Raw genomic sequence first — 18,881 nt, 5'->3', positions numbered from 1 at the left:
CGACAGGCGCGGCTGCCGTTGTCGACCTCAGGCTTTGGCGGTTTCCGGCACGCGGCCGTAGACATCGGTGAAACGTACAATGTCGTCTTCACCCAGGTATTCGCCGCTCTGCACTTCGATCATGACCAGGTCGATCACCCCAGGGTTGACCAGACGGTGGGTGTGCCCGGGCTTGATGAAGGTCGATTCGTTGGTGTCGAGCATGAATTCCCGATCGCCGTTGGTGACCCGCGCCATGCCACTGACCACGATCCAGTGCTCGCTGCGATGGTGATGCATCTGCAGCGATAACGAGGCCTGCGGCTTGACCACGATGCGCTTGATCTTGAAGCGCTTGCCTTCTTCCAACACCGTGTAGGTGCCCCATGGGCGCGTGACGGTGTTATGCAGCAGGTAGGCCGGGTGACCCTGGCGCTTGAGCTCCTGCGCGATGAGCTTGACCTCCTGAGTCCGGTCGGCATCGGCAATCAGCAGGGCATCGGGGGTGTCGATGATGATGAGGTTGTCCAGCCCGACGCCTCCCACCAGCCGTTTTTTCGAATCGATGTAGCAATTGGAAACGTCGTGCAGCACCACCTGCCCGTTGCACTGGTTGCCGTTGGCGTCGGCGGGGGCCAGTTCACGAATGGCCTGCCAGGAGCCGATGTCGCTCCAGCCCAGTTCACAGGGCACCACGGCGACTTTCTGGGAGCGCTCCATGAGCGCGTAGTCGATGGAGATGTCCGGCGCCAGGGCGAAGGTCGTGGCATCCAGTTCCAGTTGCAACTCGTTGCTGCCTTCCTTGCTCGTGCAATGGGGCAGACACTGGCGGACCGCTGCCAGCACATCCGGGGCGTGGGTTTCCAGTTCCTGCAACAGGGTGTCGACCCGCATGCAGAACATGCCGGCGTTCCACAGATGCAAGCCGCCGTTGAGGTACTCGGTCGCCGTCGCGCTATCGGGCTTCTCCACGAAACGCGCGACCTGGTAACCCTTGTCGCTCAGCGCCTGGCCTTTTTCGATGTAGCCGAAGCCGGTTTCCGCTCGCGTCGGAATGAGTCCGAATGTCACCAGCCAGCCGTCGTCGGCCAGCGCACGCGCATCGCTGACGGCGGCGGCAAAGGCCTCCAGGTCGTTGATCAGATGATCGGCCGGGAGGATCAACAGCTGCGCCTGATCACCGTGCAACGCCTGCACATGCAACGCGGCCGCCGCGATGGCGGGCGCGGTGTTCCGGCCGAAGGGCTCGAGGATGAAGTCCAGGTGAATCTTGCGTTTGTTCAGCAGCCGATAGTCATCGACCGTGCGGAAATAGACTTCCCGATTGGTCACGGTCAGCAGGCTTTCAACGCCTTCCAGGCCGCTGGTGCGGTTGAAGGTCTTTTGCAGCAGGCTTTCGCCATCGGGCAAGCGCATGAAAGGTTTGGGCATGGCCTCCCGTGAAACGGGCCACAGCCGAGTACCGGCACCGCCGGCGATAATGCAGGGAATAAGGGTGCCCATCAGTAAGCCTCGCGAGAGAAGAGCACTGCAGGAACAGTGCGCAGAAGAATGTACAGATCGAACCAGACGGACCAGTTTTCGATGTATTCAAGATCGAATTCCACCCGCTTCTCGATCTTCTCCACAGTGTCTGTCTCACCACGAAAGCCGTTGATCTGCGCCAGCCCGGTAATCCCGGGCTTGACTCGATGACGCGAGGTGTACTCCTTGACAGCTTGTTCGAACAAAATGCCCGCGGCCTTGGTCGCCGTGGCATGTGGGCGCGGCCCCACCATTGACATGCTGCCCGCGAACACATTGAACAGTTGCGGTAGTTCATCCAGGCTGGTCTTGCGGATGAAACGGCCGACCCGGGTGACTCTGGCGTCACCCTTGACGGTTTGTTGCTCGGCGTGGGCGTCCGCTTGGTGGGTGTGCATCGAGCGGAACTTGCAGACGGTGATCAGGCGGTTGTTGTAGCCGTAGCGCTTCTGCCAGAACAGCACCGGCCCGGGCGAGTCGAGCTTGATGGCCAGGGCAATCGCCAGCATGACCGGCGAGAGCAGCATGATCGCCAGGCTGGAGAGCACCATGTCCTCGACCCGTTTGAACAAAGGTGACCAGCCGCGCAAGGGCACATCCGAGGCATTGAACATCGGCAAGCTGGCCACTTCGGTGATGCGGTTATGGGCGTGGCGGAACGCGACCATGTCGGGCACCAGCAACACGTTGACCGGCAACCTGCGCAATTCGCGGATGATGTAATCCATGCGGTTTTCGGCGGACCAGGGGAGGGCGACCAACACCTGCGTGACCTTTTCCTCGCGGATGAGCGCTTCCAGGTCCTTGGTATTGCCCAGCAGTGGCAGCCCGGCCATGGTCTTGGGGAGGCGTCCGATCCGGTCATCGATGAAACCCGATACCCCCGAACGGATGTCCTGGTTCTGCAACAAGTATTCCGCCAGACGCTGGCCGTTTTCCGTGGCGCCCAGGATGACGGCGCTCTGCAGAAAAAAGCCGCGGGCCATCAGGCGTTGATAAAGCATCAGTAACAGTAGGCGTTCAGCGCAGAACAGCGAAAGGCTCGCGAAGAACCAGACCATCAGTTGCTCTTGCGTGATGTAGTCGAACAGGTCCATGGCCTTGTGCATGAATAGCAGCACGCAGAAGGCCAGCGACCAGACGAACAGGATCATTTTGAACCGGGATTTGTTGCTGAAAATCGTCTCTGAGTACACGCCCAGCGCCTGGAACATGAGGACACAGACGACGCCGAAGAGCACTTGCACCATGAAGTAGCTTTCGGGGGTTTGGGGGGCGCCGGTCTTCCAGTAGGCGAGAATCAACACGCCGGGGACAATCGCGGTCACTCCGTGGACGAGCCTGACGGCGAACAGGAAATACTCGATCAGACTGGTGCGAGTGAGCAGCAGGCTGTCGACCGGTTGCAGTCGCATAGAACACCTCTTCGATCCATGAATCCCTTTACTGGCCCATCTGCCCGATCGTGCGACTGAAAAGTCAATATAATGACTTTTTATCCGGGTGTTTCAAAATAAGCCAATTATTTGTCGATTAAGCACCTGATCGACCTGCATTTCAATCCCATGAATGCGAAATAAACCGTTTCTTCTCGAACGGCGCAGGAATTCACACCCTCAGCGCAGGTCGGAAACCCTCAAACGGGTGCCTGACCAGAGTAAAGCCCATGAAACAGCGAGTGTCATGGCACCGAACGTCGGGCAGCGCAGAAAAGTGGCTTTGAGATATCAGTCGAGTGCCGTTTTTGTCCCGCCACTCCTTGACGGGATGGGGCTTTGACGATTTGCACAGTAGCGAGAAAAAAATGCGCAGCGTGGGGCTATTTCACCCGGGCACGCGGTCAACATGGCACGCACGATATTCTTAGAGGGAAGGCACATGACAGCACGCAGAGCGATTTTGATTCTTCACGGCAAGCAGGCGCTCAACGAAGATGTGCGAGCTGGCGTGGAGCGTAAACGCAAACACGGTTGGGAACTGGACGTGCGTGTGACCTGGGAGGCCGGAGATGCCCAACGCCTGGTGAACGAAGCCCTCGCCGCCGACCATCAGGAAATCATCGCAGGGGGTGGCGACGGCACGTTGCGAGACGTGGCTGAAGCGCTGGCTCTGGCAGAGAAGGAAGCGAACCTGACCATTCTGCCGTTGGGCACCGCCAACGACTTCGCGCGCGCCGCAGGCGTGCCATTGGAGATCGAGCAAGCTCTCGATCTGCTCGACGTGCCGGCACGCAGCGTGGACATCGGCGCGGCGGGTGGCCATCTGTTTCTGAACATGGCCACGGGCGGCTTTGGCAGTCAGGTGACCGCCAATACCTCCGAAGACCTGAAAAAGGTGCTGGGCGGGGCGGCGTATCTGTTTACCGGGTTGTCGCGCTTCAGCGAGTTGAAGGCCGCCTATGGCGAACTGAGCGGACCGGATTTTCACTGGAAAGGTGAATTGCTGGCCCTGGGGATCGGCAACGGTCGGCAGGCGGGCGGTGGCCATCCGTTGTGCCCCAATGCCTTGGCCGATGATGGGTTGTTGGACATCAGCATCCTGCCTGCGCCGCAAGAAGTGGTGAGCGCGCTCAAGGGCTTCCTCGAAGGCGGCTTGGGCCTCGACAACCTGTTCGTGCGCGCACGCTTGCCGTGGGTCGAGCTCAAATCGGCGCAAGGGCTGGACATCAATTTGGACGGTGAACCCCTGAGGGGCGAACACTTGCGCTTCGAAGCCCGCCCCGGCGCCTTGCGAATCCACTTGCCCGCCCACTCACCGCTGCTGGGGCAGGCGAAGCGAATCGAGAAATAAGCGGCCGCCTTGTCCAGGTTGCGGTTTGCCGGGGTCGAGGGCGGCTGAAAACTGCCTTTGATCGTGACCCGCGAACCTGGGAACAGAACCCGCAACGCCCTGCCCCATGGGGGCGACAAACGTTTGCGCGATCAGTCGTCCAGGCTGATGATCTGCTCTTTTACGCAGAAGAGCACCAGGCCGGCCACGTCGTAGATCTGCAGGCGTTTCATGATCTGCGACCGGTGGGTCTCCACCGTCTTCACGCTGAGATTCAACCCGCTGGCAATCTCCCGTGTGGATTTGCCACGCACGATCAGACGCAGAATTTCAAGTTGGCGCGCCGTGAGATTGTGGTTCTCGACGGCTTCAGCCTTGCTCGAATGGGTGCTGATCAACGCCTGGTTGATCACCGTGTGCGCGATGGCCGGGCTCAGGTAGCGCTCATCGTTGCGCAAGGCCTCCAGCGCCTGCTCGATTTCGGTCGCCGTGGCGTCCTTGAGCAGGTAGCCGTGTGCACCCCCTTCCAGCGCGCGCATGATCATCTGTGGATCCGTGTGCATGGACAGGATCAGCACTTTGCTGTCCGGCAAGGCGCGGTGCAAACGTTCGAGCGCGTCGAGCCCGTTGCTGTCCCGCATCGAAATGTCGAGCAGAATGATGTCCGGCTTGAGCTCCATGGTCATTTCCAGGAGATGTTCGCCGGTGGCCGCTTCGCCGATGACCTCGTAACCGGGGATGTCTGACACGAGGGCACGAACGCCAGCGCGGATGAGGGCGTGGTCATCGACCAGAAGAAGTGTGCAAATCATGAGGGCTTGGTGATCTCCGCACGCCCCCGGACGCGCGGCGCCCAGGGGAACAGCGCATGAATGTGGGTGCCGTTGCCGGGCTGGCTGTCGACCGTCAAGTGTCCGCCCAGCAGCGTCGCGCGCTCGAGCATGCCGGCCATGCCGCGTTGGCCCTCTTGGCCGGGGTTCGAGGCCGGGACGAATCCGGCTCCGTCGTCCGCGATGCTCAGTGCCAACCCCTCCGGACGGCGCTGGATATGGACCCGCAGGTTTTTCGCCTGGGCATGGCGAAGCATATTGGTGACAGCTTCTTGCGTAATCCGAAACGCCGCAACGGACATTTCCTCGGGAATGCCCGCCAGCTGCTGGTGGCATTCGAGACTCCAGCGCACCGGCGTGTCCGCCAAGGTCTGGCGAAGGTGTGCCCGCAGGCTGGCCTCCAGCCCCAGGGTGGTCAATTGCCGCGGATTGAGAATGGCCGACACGTCTCGCACCTTGGCGAGCGTTTCATCGAGGATCCCGCTGAGCAGGGTGCAGTGGGGCTGCAGGTCGTCACCGGCGCGACGTTGCAGCCAATCACTCTGCAATTTGGCCGCCGTCAACATCTGGCCGATGTCGTCGTGCAATTCACGACTCAAGCGGTGGCGCTCGGTTTCCTGCACCTGGAGCATGTGGTCGGCGAGCTCTTGAGGTTGAAACTGGATGGTGTGGTTGGGGCGGCTGAGGCAGTAGCCGACGCACAGGCACGCCAGACCGTTCAATAGCCCGAGGCTCAAAGGCATGCCGCTGCCAAGGAGCCAGAACGCGCTATTGCACACGGTTGTCAGTAAACACAGTCCGGCCGCCCACCGAAATGCGTTGATCGAGCCCATAGTCCGTGAATTGAAGGTCTTGTTGCTGCCATGCATAGCGGATGAAGCCATCGGATAATTGTTGCGAATACCTGAGCAGTTGTTCCCCAGGTCACTTAATGGGGCCAGCGAGGCCCCTATAGCCCGCTCGCCTTATACGTGCGTGTACAAAAACAGGGTCGAGGTTCAACAACGATAGCGCTTACAGATGCGTTCAGTCGCGGGCGCCGATATTACCTTAAATACCGGGTTTATTAAGCGCTAAGTTCAAACAAGGGACTGGACAATAAGTTGTCCGAGTCGTCAGGAAATGATCCGATAAGAGCGAATTCATGGGCATTGGAAGATCTTCAACCCTCGACGCACGACAGGTCATTGCGGGTCATTTCACTGCCCGCCGGAGATGAACACCCAAGCGCTTGCCCGGCACGCTCGGCCCTGTGTACGAACGCGTGGGAGAGACTTCGCCGCTCAGAGAGGGCCGGGATGATCGCCGTTGCTGGCGAGCGAATCGGGCAAAGGGTGGGCCACAGCCCGGGGAACCGTCCAGTTCACTGAGACGTCTGGGCTGCTTTCAAGCTGACCGACCCCGCAACAGCAACCGAATTGATCGAGCAGTTCGCGCTGCTCGGTGTCGTCCAATGGCAGTCCACCTGTCGCTGGGTCGACCAGCTCGACCTGCCACGCCAGGAGCGACAGGCATTGACGCAGGGAGACCAATGCCTTGGGCTGCAAGCGCCCGGCGGCACTGGCGAAATACAACAGGTAGCGCAGTTGCCGGGCAAAACCGGCGATAGGTTGAACCGAAGCGGCGTCCGCCCTGCCCGCAATCCGTTGCAGGGTGCCCAACAGGCATTCGATGGCGTCTTTATCGTCGCCAATCAACTCCAGATGAGTGAGGCACTCTTCCGCGCGCGTCATCAGCTGTTGGGCGTCGTACAGAAAATCACTGTGCACCTCATGCCATTCATTGCCGTTCAGCATGTGAAATCTCCACTCTTCATGGAACGCGATCCGAGGACGCGCGGGGCGAGTGGCCCAAAGTTAAGGTTGAAGGCAATGGGAAGTCTGTAGGGCTTTTCTGAATATTGTGATGTGCGTGTCACCGAGCAGGCGTTGCCTTTCGGATTGCACCACGCAAAACCGCGGATCCCTGCGTCCGTTTCTATTGCTTCGACGAGGGGATCGGGATAGTCCACGAACGCGGCCACGTAGCTGACTCCATTCACTCAATGAGAATGGCGTCACAATAATGAGTATTGGAAACCGCGAATATCAGGTTCGCCCTGATGGAGATTAAGGGATACCCCTAGGGTGCAGCGTAGATGCGCCTCGCCGATCGAGGAAATAGCGCTACGGTTGGCGGGCGTTGAAACCAGAAGAATGCCAATGATTGCATCGTGATGTTACTATGATATCAAATTTTTGATAAGCAGACGTCCTTGATTAAGGTCTGCGCCAACCCTGCCGATAACTCAAGTGCGGACTCACTTGAAACCCCTGCTCCAGGAGCAACCGATGGCTGGCATTCTCGACACAGTAGACCAACGTACACAGCTGGTAGGTGAGAACCGCCTGGAAATTCTCATGTTCCGCCTGGCCGGTCGACAGTTGTTCGCAATCAACGTATTCAAGGTTCAGGAAGTCCTGCAACTGCCCAAGCTGACCCTGATGCCCCAACGTCATCCCTACGTGTGCGGCGTGGTCAACCTGCGCGGGCAGACGCTGCCCGTCATCGATCTGTCGCAGGCCATCGGCATGCGGCCGCTGGTGCCTGGCGCGTCCAGCACCATCATCGTCACTGAATACAACCGCTCTGTTCAGGCGTTCCTGGTCGGCGGCGTGGATCGCATCGTCAACATGAACTGGGAGGCGATTCTGCCGCCGCCCGGCAGCGCGGGACGTCAGCACTACCTGACCGCCATCAGCAAGGTCGACGACCAGTTGGTCGAAATCATCGACGTGGAAAAGGTCCTTGCGGAGATTGTGCCGTACAGTGCCAAGGTGTCCCGCGAAAAGCTGGACGATCCGATCCTCAGCAAAGCCCGCGGGCGCGAAGTCCTGCTGGTGGACGACTCCAAGGTCGCCCTGTCGCAGTTGCGCGACACCCTGGGCCAATTGGGCGTGAAATTGCACGTGGCCAGCGACGGTCTGAAAGCATTGAACATGCTCAAGGCGTGGGCTGACAGCGGCGAAGTCATGACGGATAAATTGCTGATGGTCTTCACCGACGCAGAAATGCCGGAAATGGACGGCTATCGCCTGACCACTGAAATTCGTCACGATCCCCGTCTGCGTGGCTTGTATGTGGTGCTGCACACCTCGCTGTCGGGCAGCTTCAACGAGTCGATGGTGAAGAAGGTCGGCTGCGACAACTTCCTCTCCAAGTTCCAGCCGGACAAGCTGGTGGATGTCGTGCGCGAGCGCCTGATGCTAGAGAACTGATCACCCGACCCACCAGGCCCCTCGCTGTATCGAGGGGCTTTTTTGTATCTGTACCGTTCGCGATGGCTACGGCTCGTATAGAGTGAGCTTTTTTCGCTCACTTCACCTCAAGGACGCGTCCATGCTGCACCTCAGCGCGCTGTACCGCTACCCCCTCAAGTCCTGCAAGGCCGAACCGCTGCAACAGGCCCGTTTCGATGAGTTGGGACTCAGTGGCGACCGACGCTGGATGCTGGTGGACGAAAGCAATGGCCGTTTCTTCACCCAGCGTGCCTTGCCCCATATGTCTCAGTTATCGGTCTCGTGGAGCGAGCAGGGTGGGGTGACACTGTCGGCCCCCGGCCATGCGCCGTTGCACGTCCCGTTGCCCGACGACGTCGAGGGCAACCTGCGGGGTGTGACGGTCTGGCGCGATACGTTGCGTGTGCCCGACGCGGGCGACGAGGCGGCGCGCTGGGTCAGTGACTTCATCGGCAAGCCTACCCGCATGGTGCACATGCCCAAGGAGCGCGCACGCTGGCTGCCCTCCGGATACGGCACCATCGACGACAAGGTCAGTTTCGCCGACGGTTTTCCACTGTTGTTGATCGGCCAGGCGTCGTTGGACGATCTGTCGGCCAAGATCGGGCGGCCTCAGGAAATGCTGCGGTTTCGTCCGAATCTGGTGATCGAAGGCGCTGAAGCCTTCGCCGAGGATGGCTGGAAGCGAATTCGCATCGGCAACCTGGAGTTTCGGGTGCTCAAGGGCTGTTCCCGCTGCATCCTGACCACCATCGACCCGGCCACTGGTGTGCGCAGCGAAGACCGGGAGCCATTGAGCACGCTCAAGACATACCGTGAGCGCGAGGGCGAAGTCTGGTTCGGGCAGAACCTGGTCAGCGATGGTGCCGGGGAGGTTGCCGTCGGGATGCAAGTCGAGGTGTTGGAATAGCGGCGGCGACTAGCGCACTCCGGTTGCCAGTGAACCGGATCACGGTTCCGCCAGTGTCGAAACGGCCTTCAACCGAGCGTTTCTGACGCATACCGGTGACGTCGAGGGGCGGTGATCCCTCGACGCTTCTCGATGATCCGGCGTTCGGGGTATCGCTGCCCCGGGTGGACCTGTCACAGATCGTCGAAGAACCGCTCGTGCCAGTCCACCAACGGCTGTGGAGCATTGAGCTTCTGGCCGTAGATCACCGCATAGGACAGCACGTTCTGCACGTACTGGCGCGTCTCGTCGAACGGGATGCTCTCCACCCATACATCGAATGCGAGGTGATTGGCTCCCCTGAGCCATTGACGCACGCGGCCTGGGCCGGCGTTATAGGCGGCCGATGCCAACACCCGGTTACCGTTGAACTGCGCGTGGACCTGGCTCAGGTAGGCGGCCCCCAACTGAATGTTCTTGTCCGGGTCCAGCACCTGGGCTGGGGACGCCAGCGGGATGCTGAACTTGCGCGCGGTTTCCTTGGCCGTCGCTGGCATCAACTGCATCAGGCCGCTGGCACCGACGCTGGAGCGCGCGTCATCCATGAAGGCGCTTTCCTGACGGGTGATGGCGAACACCCAACTGGAATGCAAGCCGCGAACCTGGGCTTCACGGACCAGCGTGTCGCGGTGGGCCATCGGGAAGCGAATGTCCAGATCGTCCCAGTACTGCGCCTGGCTGATGGTGCGAATGGCCGGGAAATACCAGCGCATGTCGTAGGCCAGCTTCGCCTGCGCGACCATTTCATCGCGGGTGAAGTGTCGGGTGACGTGATACCACTCGCGGCGCCCGTTCACCACTTCGCCCCGGTCGTAGAATTCCAGCGCTCTGCGAATGCCCGGCGTGTTGCGCACCTTATTGATTGTCGCCTGGGTCAATGGCAATGGCTTGTTGTTGAGCATGTAGGGCGTTTGCGTGCGATCGGCAGCGAGGAACCCATAGAAATCGCGTTCTTTGGACACTGCGCGGTACAGCGCAGGCAATTGCGGGTTGTTGGGCTGGGACAGCTCCAGCGCTCGGGCCTGCCAATAGCGCCAGCGGTTGGTGGTCGCCAGGTCCTGGGGCAAGCGCCGAGTCAGTTCATAGGCATCGCCCCAGCGCCCGAGGCGAAGCAGCAGGCGCAAGCGCCACTCGGTGACGGTGTCGTCACGCAGGTCCGGGTCATATTTGGTCATGACTTCCAGTGCGCGGCCATCGTAGCTGCGGGCCAGGGTCAGGCCGATTTCCTTGGCAATCTGCACCTGCTCCTCATGGGAAAAACGCAGCACGGGCGAGTAGCTGTCCAGCAGCTCCATGGCGCGCTGCGGGTCCTGCTTGGCCAGGCGTCTCAACCCGAGGCCGACCACGTCGGACATGGCCTCGTCGGCCGGCATGAACTGGCTCTGGTTGTTGACCAGCTCGGGCTTCTGCGCGACAGCGATCAGCAAGCGGCCCTGAGGGGCCAGGGTGGTCATGCTGTTCACCAGTTGGTTGGCCAGCGCGTAGTTACGGGCCTGGGCGGCGAGTTTGGCGCGCTGCCAGCGCTTCTGCTCGGTGAGTTGCCCCTCCACGGCCCATTGCGTGAAAAGTGCATCGCAGGCGGTGGGCAGCGTTTTGCCGGTCATCCAGAGCTTCTCGGCGTTGGCGTAGCCCTCCGAGCGCATGTTGTGGCTGAGCTGGTAGCTGCCATAGAGGCAGTCCAGTTCGGTGAAATTGAGTTTGGGGTCGTAGTACCGAACGAAAGGTTGCCAGTCGCCACGAGCGGCCAGCAGGCGGAGCCAGCGCAACTTCATGAAGTTGGCCTGCGGCAGGTCGCCATGCGCCGCGAGAAACTTCTCGACTTCGTCATTGCTCGCCGTGTTCAGGCGTGCCGTCAACTCATCGTAGGCCAGATAGGGTTCAAGCGGGTAGTCGGCCAGGGCCGATGCGTACATCCGGTACGGCCCGGCATCGCCCTTGGCCAGGGCGCGCTTGGCTTGATCGTAGTATTGACGTTGAGTGGTGATATCGACCGCTTGGACGGACTGGGCAGCGGTGGCCGACAGAAGCAGGCAGGACAAAAGGCTGAACAAACGACTGCGCATGAGACTTCCGTGCAGATGAACCGTGAAAAGTGTCGCTAGCTTAGCGGTTTGCCCGCGCCGGTTGAAGCACCCGGTCGTAGACAGTCACAGATGGATACAAACCGCCGCTGCGAACACCCTCTGCCTGGCCAGTGTGCAGCAACGCCACGTGTCATTCAGTCCCCTATGCGCGGATCATCTCAGGTAGAATGCGCGCCCGGTTTTTGGAGAAGCTCATGACCCTGCTCAAATTAAGCGATGTGTCCCTTGCGTTCGGCGCCATGCCGTTGTTGGACAAGGTGTCCTGGCAGATCGCCCGTGGCGAGCGGGTGTGCATCATCGGTCGCAACGGCACCGGCAAATCCAGCATGTTGAAACTGGTCAAGGGCGTGCAACTGCCTGACGACGGGAGCGTCTGGCGCGCGCCGGGTCTGAAGATCGGCGAATTGCCACAGGAGTTGCCGGTGGCCGACGGTCGTACCGTGTTCGACGTGGTGGCGGAGGGGCTCGATGGCGTCGGCGCGTTGCTCGCCGAGTACCATCACCTGAGCCAGAATATCGTGACCGCTGAAGACCTGGACAAGCTGATGCACGTCCAGTCGGACCTCGAAGCCCGTGACGGCTGGCGTCTTCAGCAACTGGTCGAGAGCACATTGAGCCGCCTGCAGCTCCCGGCCGACAAGACCCTGGCCGATCTCTCGGGTGGCTGGCGCCGGCGCGTGCTGCTGGCCCAGGCGCTGGTGGCCGAGCCGGACTTGCTGCTGCTCGACGAGCCGACCAACCACTTGGACATCGGTGCCATCGCATGGCTCGAAGAGGCCCTGAAGGACTTTCAGGGCGCCGTGCTGTTCATTACCCACGACCGGTCTTTCCTGCAGAACCTCGCCACCCGGATTCTCGAGCTCGATCGCGGCGGGCTGATCGACTGGAACGGCGACTACGCCAGCTTCCTCGTGCACAAGGAAGCGGCCCTTGCCGCCGAGGAGACCGCCAACGCGCTGTTCGACAAGCGCCTGGCGCAGGAGGAAGTGTGGATTCGCCAGGGCATCAAGGCGCGTCGGACCCGTAACGAAGGTCGTGTACGCGCCCTTAAAGCGTTGCGTGTCGAGCGCAGTCAGCGCCGTGAGCGCACCGGCAAGGCGAATATTCAGCTGGATACCGCGGAGAAGTCCGGCAAGCAAGTGATGGTCCTGGAAAATGTCAGCTTTGCCCATCCTGGCGGCCCGACGTTGATCAAGGATTTTTCCATGGTGCTGCAGCGCGAAGATCGCATCGGCCTGCTGGGCGCCAACGGGACCGGCAAGACCACGCTGCTCAAGCTGATGCTCGACAACCTGCAGCCGACGTCTGGCAAGGTGGAAGTGGGTACCAACCTGGAAGTCGCGTATTTCGACCAGTTGCGCCATCAGTTGGACCTGGAAAAGACGGTGATCGATAACATCTCCGAAGGTCGGGACTTCATCGAAATCGACGGCCAGAACCGTCACGTATTGAGCTATCTGGGCGATTTCCTGTTCAGTCCGCAACGTGCCCGAACCCCTGTCAAGGCGCTGTCCGGAGGAGAGCGGGCGCGTCTGTTGCTGGCCAAGTTGTTCAGCAAGCCTGCCAACCTGCTGGTGCTCGACGAACCGACCAACGACCTGGACGTTGAGACGCTCGAGCTCCTTGAAGAAGTGCTTTCCAACTTCAAGGGAACGGTGCTGATGGTCAGCCACGACCGGGCCTTCCTCGACAACGTGGTCACCAGCACGCTGGTGTTCGAGGGCGAAGGCAAGGTCCGCGAATACGTCGGGGGTTATCAGGACTGGCTACGCCAGGGCGGTTCGCCGCGTCTGCTGGGTGTGGCAGAAAGCAAATCCGGCAAGGCGGACCTTAACTCGGCGATCGTCCAGCCGACGGCTGAAGCGCCCGCGCCCGTGCGCGAAGACGGGGCCGCACCGAAGAAGAAGCTGAGCTACAAGCTGCAGCGTGAGCTGGAAGCGTTGCCGGGTGAAATCGACGCCAAGGAGCAGGAGATCGCGGCGATTCAGGCCGAGATCGCGCAACCAGGCTTCTACCAGCGTCCCGCAGCAGAAACCACTCAGGTGCTGAGTGCGTTGGAACAGGCGAATCAGGCACTCGATGCACTGGTCGAGCGCTGGGCCGAGCTTGACGAGTGACAGCAGGGCAGCGCTATAAAAAAGCCCGAACCTACAGAGGTTCGGGCTTTCGTCTGAAGCGGGTCACTCGGTTCGCTTGATCAGCCGAACCGCCAGCACGTCGCACGGGGCGCCATGCAGCACATCATTGGCGGTTGAGCCCAGCAGTAGCGACAGGCCATGACGGCCATGGCTGCCAACCACGATCAGGTCGACCTTGTGTTCTTTGGCCAATTGATGGATCTCTTGCCGCGGCTGGCCGTAGGTCAGATGGCTGTCTCCGGTTTTCACCTCCGGATATTTGAGTTTCAACGCCTCGAGTTTTTCCTTGGCCTGGTCGAATTGCTGTTGTTGCAGTTGGGACAGATCCATCGGCACATCGCCGCCGAACGCCATCGCCATGGGTTCGACGATGTGCACCAGCGACAGCTTGGCGTTGGAGTTCAAGGCCAATTTCGTGGCTTTCTTGATGACCGGATCGCACTCTTCAGTGAGGTCCACGGCTACCAGAATATGTTCATAGGACATGGGATGTTCCTTCTGAGGTCTGCGATGGTTTTGATTATGGCTCTTTTCACGCGCCTCATGGCACGCCGTGACGTTTCGCTCGTCGCTCCCCGCGACTGGGGCATAGACATATGACGGTGTGGATAGTGCTGTCAATCATTGCCGTCGTATTGAGCCCGTTGGTGTGGCTTCGCCCGTCCCGTTCGCAGAGCGGTCGAATGGCGATGCGCATGGCTGCGCGGCGCATCGGCCTGGCCATGCAACTGACCCCTCAGGAGTGGCCGCACTGGTTGCCGGCCGAGCCGCCCAGTCCTTGCGCGCAATACTATCGGCCTCGCGCGAAACCTGAGCCAGACCTTTGGGCGTATTGGCAGACAGCTCCGGGTCAGTGGGTCAATACATGGCGAGAGCCTTGCGACGATCCACGTGTGCTCCCGCACCTGCAGACGCTACCTGAGGACGTCTACAAGATAGAGGCTGGGCCCCAACTGGTCGCGGTGTATTGGGCCGAACGTGGCGATGAAGAAGTGTTGCAGCGCATTGCTGCGGCGTTGAAGGCGCTGGCCTAGGCATCAGCACCTGGCCCGTGAAGCTGAAATGCAGGCATTAAAAAGCCCGATAACAACATCGGGCTGGGGGTTGGCCAGGCAGGCCGTAATTCATGGCATTTTGCGGTGCAAGGCCGCGAGAAACGTTCCGATTCGATCCACTTCCTTTTCGAAAACGACCCGTCTTGATGCGCAGTGCGCTGAATGTAGACCTTATTGGTGCATTTGTCTGCCATGGATCCGATTATTTTTCGCTATCGGCAGGTCAATCGTCGGTTCATGCGTTTAACGGTGCGCGCCTGCATTGAACGTGATCAGCACGATGAATATCCCCACATCAGGTGTTTCTTTCACCTGCGATTTGCCAGTTTTGTCCGCTGTCAGGTGAATTGACAATTGCTGGAATATGGCAGAAGGTAGGCGCACCCAAATCAAACGGGCGTATGAATTGAGCGTTTGCCGTAGGAATGCTCTTACAGACGCTCGAATCGCGTCGACGGGGTGACTGGCGTTTGGTATCTGCAACCACGAAAGCCTCGTGTTTTGCGCCGGATTTCAGCGTCTGATGCGTATTGTTCAGCTTCCATATCGTGGAGATCAGTTGATGATTTACGAAGGTAAAGCCATCACGGTTAAGGCTCTTGAAAGCGGCATCGTCGAATTGAATTTCGACCTCAAGGGTGAGTCCGTCAACAAGTTCAATCGCCTCACCCTCAACGACCTTCGTCAAGCGGTGGCTGCCATCAAGGCCGACGCTTCGATCAAAGGCGTTATCGTCACCAGCGGCAAGGACGTCTTTATCGTCGGCGCCGACATCACCGAATTTGTCGACAACTTCAAACTGCCGGAGGCCGAACTGGTTGCCGGTAATCTCGAAGCCAACAAGATTTTCAGTGACTTCGAAGACCTCAACGTCCCAACCCTCGCGGCCATCAATGGCATCGCGCTGGGTGGCGGGCTGGAAATGTGCCTGGCAGCGGATTTCCGCGTCATGTCCACCGACGCCAAGATCGGTCTGCCGGAAGTCAAGCTGGGGATCTATCCCGGCTTCGGCGGAACCGTTCGGTTGCCACGCCTGATCGGCGTTGATAATGCGGTCGAATGGATCGCTTCGGGCAAGGACAACCGTGCCGAAGATGCACTGAAAGTGGGCGCGGTCGACGCCGTAGTGGCTCCGGAAAAACTGCGCGAGGCCGCGCTGGACTTGATCAAGCGGGCCATCTCCGGCGAGTTCGATTTCAAAGCCAAGCGCCAGCCAAAGCTGGACAAGCTCAAACTCAATGCTATCGAGCAGATGATGGCGTTCGAAACGGCCAAAGGCTTCGTGGCCGGCCAGGCGGGGCCGAACTACCCGGCACCGGTCGAAGCAATCAAAACCATCCAGAAAGCCGCCAATTTCGGTCGTGACAAGGCGCTTGAAGTCGAAGCCGCCGGTTTCGTGAAGATGGCCAAGACTTCGGCTGCAGAGAGCCTGATCGGTCTGTTCCTGAACGATCAGGAACTGAAAAAGAAAGCCAAGCGTTATGACGAGGTCGCCAAGGACGTCAAGCAAGCCGCGGTTCTGGGCGCCGGCATCATGGGCGGTGGCATCGCCTACCAGTCCGCTGTCAAAGGCACGCCGATCCTGATGAAGGACATCCGTGAAGAGGCCATCGGTCTGGGCCTGAACGAAGCATCGAAATTGCTGGGCAAGCGCGTCGAGAAAGGTCGTTTGACCCCTGCCAAGATGGCAGAAGCGCTGAGTGCGATTCGTCCGACCCTTTCCTACGGCGATTTCGGCCATGTGGATCTGGTGGTTGAGGCTGTCGTCGAGAACCCGAAAGTCAAGCAGGCAGTGCTGGCTGAAGTGGAAGGGCAGGTGGGCGAAGACGCCATTCTGGCGTCGAACACCTCGACCATTTCGATCAGCCTGTTGGCCAAGGCGCTCAAGCGTCCCGAGAATTTCGTCGGCATGCACTTCTTCAACCCGGTGCACATGATGCCGCTGGTCGAAGTGATTCGCGGCGAGAAATCCAGCGAAGTGGCCATCGCCACCACCGTGGCGTACGCCAAGAAAATGGGCAAAAACCCCATCGTGGTGAATGACTGCCCAGGCTTTCTGGTCAACCGCATCCTGTTCCCTTATTTCGGCGGGTTCGCCAAGCTGGTCAGCGCCGGTGTGGACTTCGTGCGCATCGACAAGGTCATGGAGAAATTCGGCTGGCCCATGGGCCCGGCGTACCTGATGGACGTGGTGGGTATCGACACCGGCCATCATGGTCGTGACGTGATGGCAGAAGGCTTCCCTGATCGTATGAAGGACGACCGCCGCTCTGCCGTCGACGCCTTGTACGACGCCAATCGACTGGGCCAGAAGAACGGCAAGGGCTTTTACGTCTACGAAACCGACAAGAAGGGCAAGCCGAAGAAAGTCGTCGACGCTTCGGTACAAGAGGTGCTCAAGCCGGTCATCTATGAACAGCGCGAAGTCAGCGACGAGGACATCATCAACTGGCTGATGATCCCGCTGTGTCTGGAGACCGTGCGCTGCCTGGAAGACGGGATCGTCGAGACGGCCGCCGAGGCTGACATGGGCCTGATTTACGGCATCGGCTTCCCTCCGTTCCGCGGCGGTGCGCTGCGTTACATCGATTCGATCGGTGTGGCTGAATTCGTTGCCCTGGCTGACCGATACGCTGATCTGGGCGCCCTGTACCACCCCACTGCGAAGCTGCGCGAAATGGCCCGTAACGGCCAACGCTTCTTCGGCTAAGTGCCCAACGAACAGGTGAGAATATGAGCTTGAATCCTAGAGACGTCGTGATCGTCGACTTCGGTCGCACACCGATGGGCCGCTCCAAGGGGGGCATGCACCGCAACACCCGCGCCGAAGACATGTCGGCGCACTTGATCAGCAAGTTGCTGGAACGCAACACCAAGGTCGATCCGGCGGAAGTCGAGGATGTGATCTGGGGCTGCGTGAACCAGACGTTGGAGCAGGGCTGGAACATCGCGCGCATGGCGTCGTTGATGACTCAGATCCCCCACACGTCGGCCGCTCAAACCGTCAGCCGCCTGTGCGGCTCGTCGATGAGTGCCTTGCACACCGCTGCTCAGGCGATCATGAGCAACAATGGCGACGTTTTCGTCATTGGGGGGGTGGAACACATGGGCCATGTCGGGATGATGCACGGTGTCGACCCGAACCCGCACCTGTCGCTCTACGCCGCCAAGGCTTCGGGCATGATGGGCCTGACCGCCGAAATGCTCGGCAAAATGCATGGCATCACCCGTGAGGCGCAGGATGCTTTTGGCGTTCGCTCCCACCGTCTGGCGCATCAGGCCACCGTTGAAGGCAATTTCAAGGACGAAATCATCCCAATGCAGGGGTATGACGAAAACGGCTTCCTGAAGATGTATGACTACGACGAGACCATTCGTCCCGAGACTTCGCTGGAAAGCCTGGCGACGCTCAAGCCGGCCTTCAACCCCAAGGGCGGTACCGTGACCGCGGGCACTTCGTCGCAGATTACCGACGGCGCCTCCTGCATGATCGTCATGTCGGGCCAGCGAGCGATGGACCTGGGCATTCAGCCGATGGCCGTCATTCGGTCCATGGCCGTTGCCGGTGTGGACCCCGCCATCATGGGCTACGGCCCGGTCCCGGCGACCCACAAAGCCCTCAAGCGTGCGGGCCTGAGCATCGAAGACATCGACTACTTCGAACTCAATGAAGCCTTTGCGGCGCAGGCACTGCCGGTGCTCAAAGATTTGAAAGTGCTCGACAAGATGGACCAGAAGGTTAACCTGCACGGCGGCGCTATCGCTCTGGGGCATCCGTTTGGCTGTTCGGGGGCGCGCATTTCCGGCACGCTGCTCAATGTCATGAAGCAGAAAGGCGGCACCCTCGGTGTGGCCACGATGTGTATTGGTCTGGGGCAGGGCATTTCCACCGTTTTCGAACGCGTTTGATCGGTGCGAATGCGCAAGCCGGGGCCTGGTGCCCCGGCTTTTGTTTTTGTCGGGAAACGTTTTTTAAAGTTTTTTTCCCGTTCGTCCGTGAGGTCAGCAGCATGCAACTACAACCAGGTCTCTACCGTCACTACAAGGGGCCCGAGTACCGAGTATTCGGGGTCGCGAAACATTCCGAGACCGAAGAGGAAGTGGTGTTCTATCAGGCGTTGTACGGCGAGTACGGGCTGTGGGTCCGTCCCTTGAGCATGTTTCTGGAGTCGGTCGAGGTTGACGGCGAGCAAGTGCCGCGCTTTGCTTTGGTCCAGGCCGAACCTGACCTTTTTTCCCGGTCTTGAGGCGAGACCTTGCAGTAGCCTCTGCTTG

15 protein-coding genes are annotated in these 18,881 nt (G+C 60.0%); 8 read left to right on the top strand and 7 right to left on the bottom strand.

Annotated features, from left to right (window positions below; translation table 11 throughout):
- Positions 1–27: 27 nt before the first annotated feature.
- Together N5D61_RS20360 and N5D61_RS20355 are read right to left on the bottom strand one after the other, a co-directional pair.
- Positions 28–1,482 (bottom strand): mannose-1-phosphate guanylyltransferase/mannose-6-phosphate isomerase, encoded by a 1,455-nt coding sequence (locus tag N5D61_RS20360; protein WP_279893996.1) that lies wholly within the window; start codon positions 1,480–1,482, stop codon positions 28–30.
- Positions 1,482–2,918, bottom strand: a complete 1,437-nt coding sequence (locus N5D61_RS20355) for an undecaprenyl-phosphate glucose phosphotransferase (RefSeq protein WP_279893995.1) — start codon at positions 2,916–2,918, stop codon at positions 1,482–1,484. Before N5D61_RS20355 ends, N5D61_RS20360 begins: the two co-directional genes overlap by 1 nt.
- Positions 2,919–3,381: 463 nt before the next feature.
- Here N5D61_RS20355 and yegS point away from each other — a divergent pair, with 463 nt between their 5' ends.
- Positions 3,382–4,293: a lipid kinase YegS gene (gene yegS, locus N5D61_RS20350; protein WP_279893994.1), complete on the top strand. Its 912-nt coding sequence runs from the start codon at positions 3,382–3,384 to the stop codon at positions 4,291–4,293.
- Between the two features lie 131 nt (positions 4,294–4,424).
- Here yegS and N5D61_RS20345 read toward each other — a convergent pair whose 3' ends face one another.
- The 3 genes from N5D61_RS20345 to N5D61_RS20335 form a co-directional block, all read right to left on the bottom strand.
- Positions 4,425–5,084 (bottom strand): response regulator transcription factor, encoded by a 660-nt coding sequence (locus N5D61_RS20345; protein ID WP_108238661.1) that lies wholly within the window; start codon positions 5,082–5,084, stop codon positions 4,425–4,427.
- The gene (locus tag N5D61_RS20340) at positions 5,081–5,971 is read right to left on the bottom strand and encodes a sensor histidine kinase (RefSeq protein WP_108238660.1); all 891 of its coding nucleotides are present in this window, start codon (positions 5,969–5,971) and stop codon (positions 5,081–5,083) included. Before N5D61_RS20340 ends, N5D61_RS20345 begins: the two co-directional genes overlap by 4 nt.
- 414 nt (positions 5,972–6,385) lie before the next feature.
- Positions 6,386–6,898: a hypothetical protein gene (locus N5D61_RS20335; protein ID WP_279893993.1), complete on the bottom strand. Its 513-nt coding sequence runs from the start codon at positions 6,896–6,898 to the stop codon at positions 6,386–6,388.
- A gap of 534 nt (positions 6,899–7,432) precedes the next feature.
- Here N5D61_RS20335 and N5D61_RS20330 point away from each other — a divergent pair.
- Both N5D61_RS20330 and N5D61_RS20325 read left to right on the top strand, forming a co-directional pair.
- Entirely contained in the window at positions 7,433–8,359 is a 927-nt protein-coding gene (locus N5D61_RS20330; RefSeq protein ID WP_279893992.1) for a chemotaxis protein CheV, read from the top strand.
- A 121-nt stretch (positions 8,360–8,480) separates the two neighbouring features.
- Positions 8,481–9,290, top strand: coding sequence for an MOSC domain-containing protein (locus N5D61_RS20325; protein ID WP_279893991.1), 810 nt, complete (start codon positions 8,481–8,483; stop codon positions 9,288–9,290).
- Between the two features lie 173 nt (positions 9,291–9,463).
- Here the strand turns inward: N5D61_RS20325 and N5D61_RS20320 are convergent, their stop codons facing one another.
- Entirely contained in the window at positions 9,464–11,392 is a 1,929-nt protein-coding gene (locus N5D61_RS20320; RefSeq protein ID WP_279893990.1) for a transglycosylase SLT domain-containing protein, read from the bottom strand.
- 215 nt (positions 11,393–11,607) lie between these two features.
- On the opposite strand from N5D61_RS20320, the gene N5D61_RS20315 reads away from it, so the two are divergent.
- Complete coding sequence (locus tag N5D61_RS20315; protein ID WP_108238656.1) at positions 11,608–13,530, top strand: ATP-binding cassette domain-containing protein; 1,923 nt, start codon at positions 11,608–11,610, stop codon at positions 13,528–13,530.
- Positions 13,531–13,593: 63 nt separating this feature from the next.
- On the opposite strand, the gene N5D61_RS20310 is transcribed toward N5D61_RS20315, so the two are convergent.
- Positions 13,594–14,037: a universal stress protein gene (locus tag N5D61_RS20310; protein WP_279893989.1), complete on the bottom strand. Its 444-nt coding sequence runs from the start codon at positions 14,035–14,037 to the stop codon at positions 13,594–13,596.
- A gap of 110 nt (positions 14,038–14,147) precedes the next feature.
- Between N5D61_RS20310 and N5D61_RS20305 the strand changes: the two genes are divergently transcribed.
- The 4 genes from N5D61_RS20305 to N5D61_RS20290 all read left to right on the top strand — a co-directional run bounded on the left by N5D61_RS20305 (position 14,148) and on the right by N5D61_RS20290 (position 18,853).
- Positions 14,148–14,585, top strand: a complete 438-nt coding sequence (locus tag N5D61_RS20305) for a hypothetical protein (RefSeq protein ID WP_279893988.1) — start codon at positions 14,148–14,150, stop codon at positions 14,583–14,585.
- 583 nt (positions 14,586–15,168) lie between these two features.
- A complete protein-coding gene (gene fadB / locus N5D61_RS20300; RefSeq protein ID WP_279893987.1) occupies positions 15,169–17,316 on the top strand; it encodes a fatty acid oxidation complex subunit alpha FadB in 2,148 nt (715 codons plus the stop codon).
- A 23-nt stretch (positions 17,317–17,339) separates the two neighbouring features.
- Positions 17,340–18,515, top strand: coding sequence for an acetyl-CoA C-acyltransferase FadA (gene fadA / locus N5D61_RS20295; protein WP_279893986.1), 1,176 nt, complete (start codon positions 17,340–17,342; stop codon positions 18,513–18,515).
- A 101-nt stretch (positions 18,516–18,616) separates the two neighbouring features.
- Positions 18,617–18,853, top strand: a complete 237-nt coding sequence (locus N5D61_RS20290) for a DUF1653 domain-containing protein (protein ID WP_108238651.1) — start codon at positions 18,617–18,619, stop codon at positions 18,851–18,853.
- Positions 18,854–18,881 lie beyond the last annotated feature (28 nt).

Origin of the sequence: Pseudomonas sp. GD03842 (assembly GCF_029841165.1) — a bacterium.
Lineage (GTDB): Bacteria > Pseudomonadota > Gammaproteobacteria > Pseudomonadales > Pseudomonadaceae > Aquipseudomonas.
The sequence above is the reverse complement of the archived record's forward strand: the minus strand, read 5'-3'. Positions and strand labels throughout refer to the sequence as shown.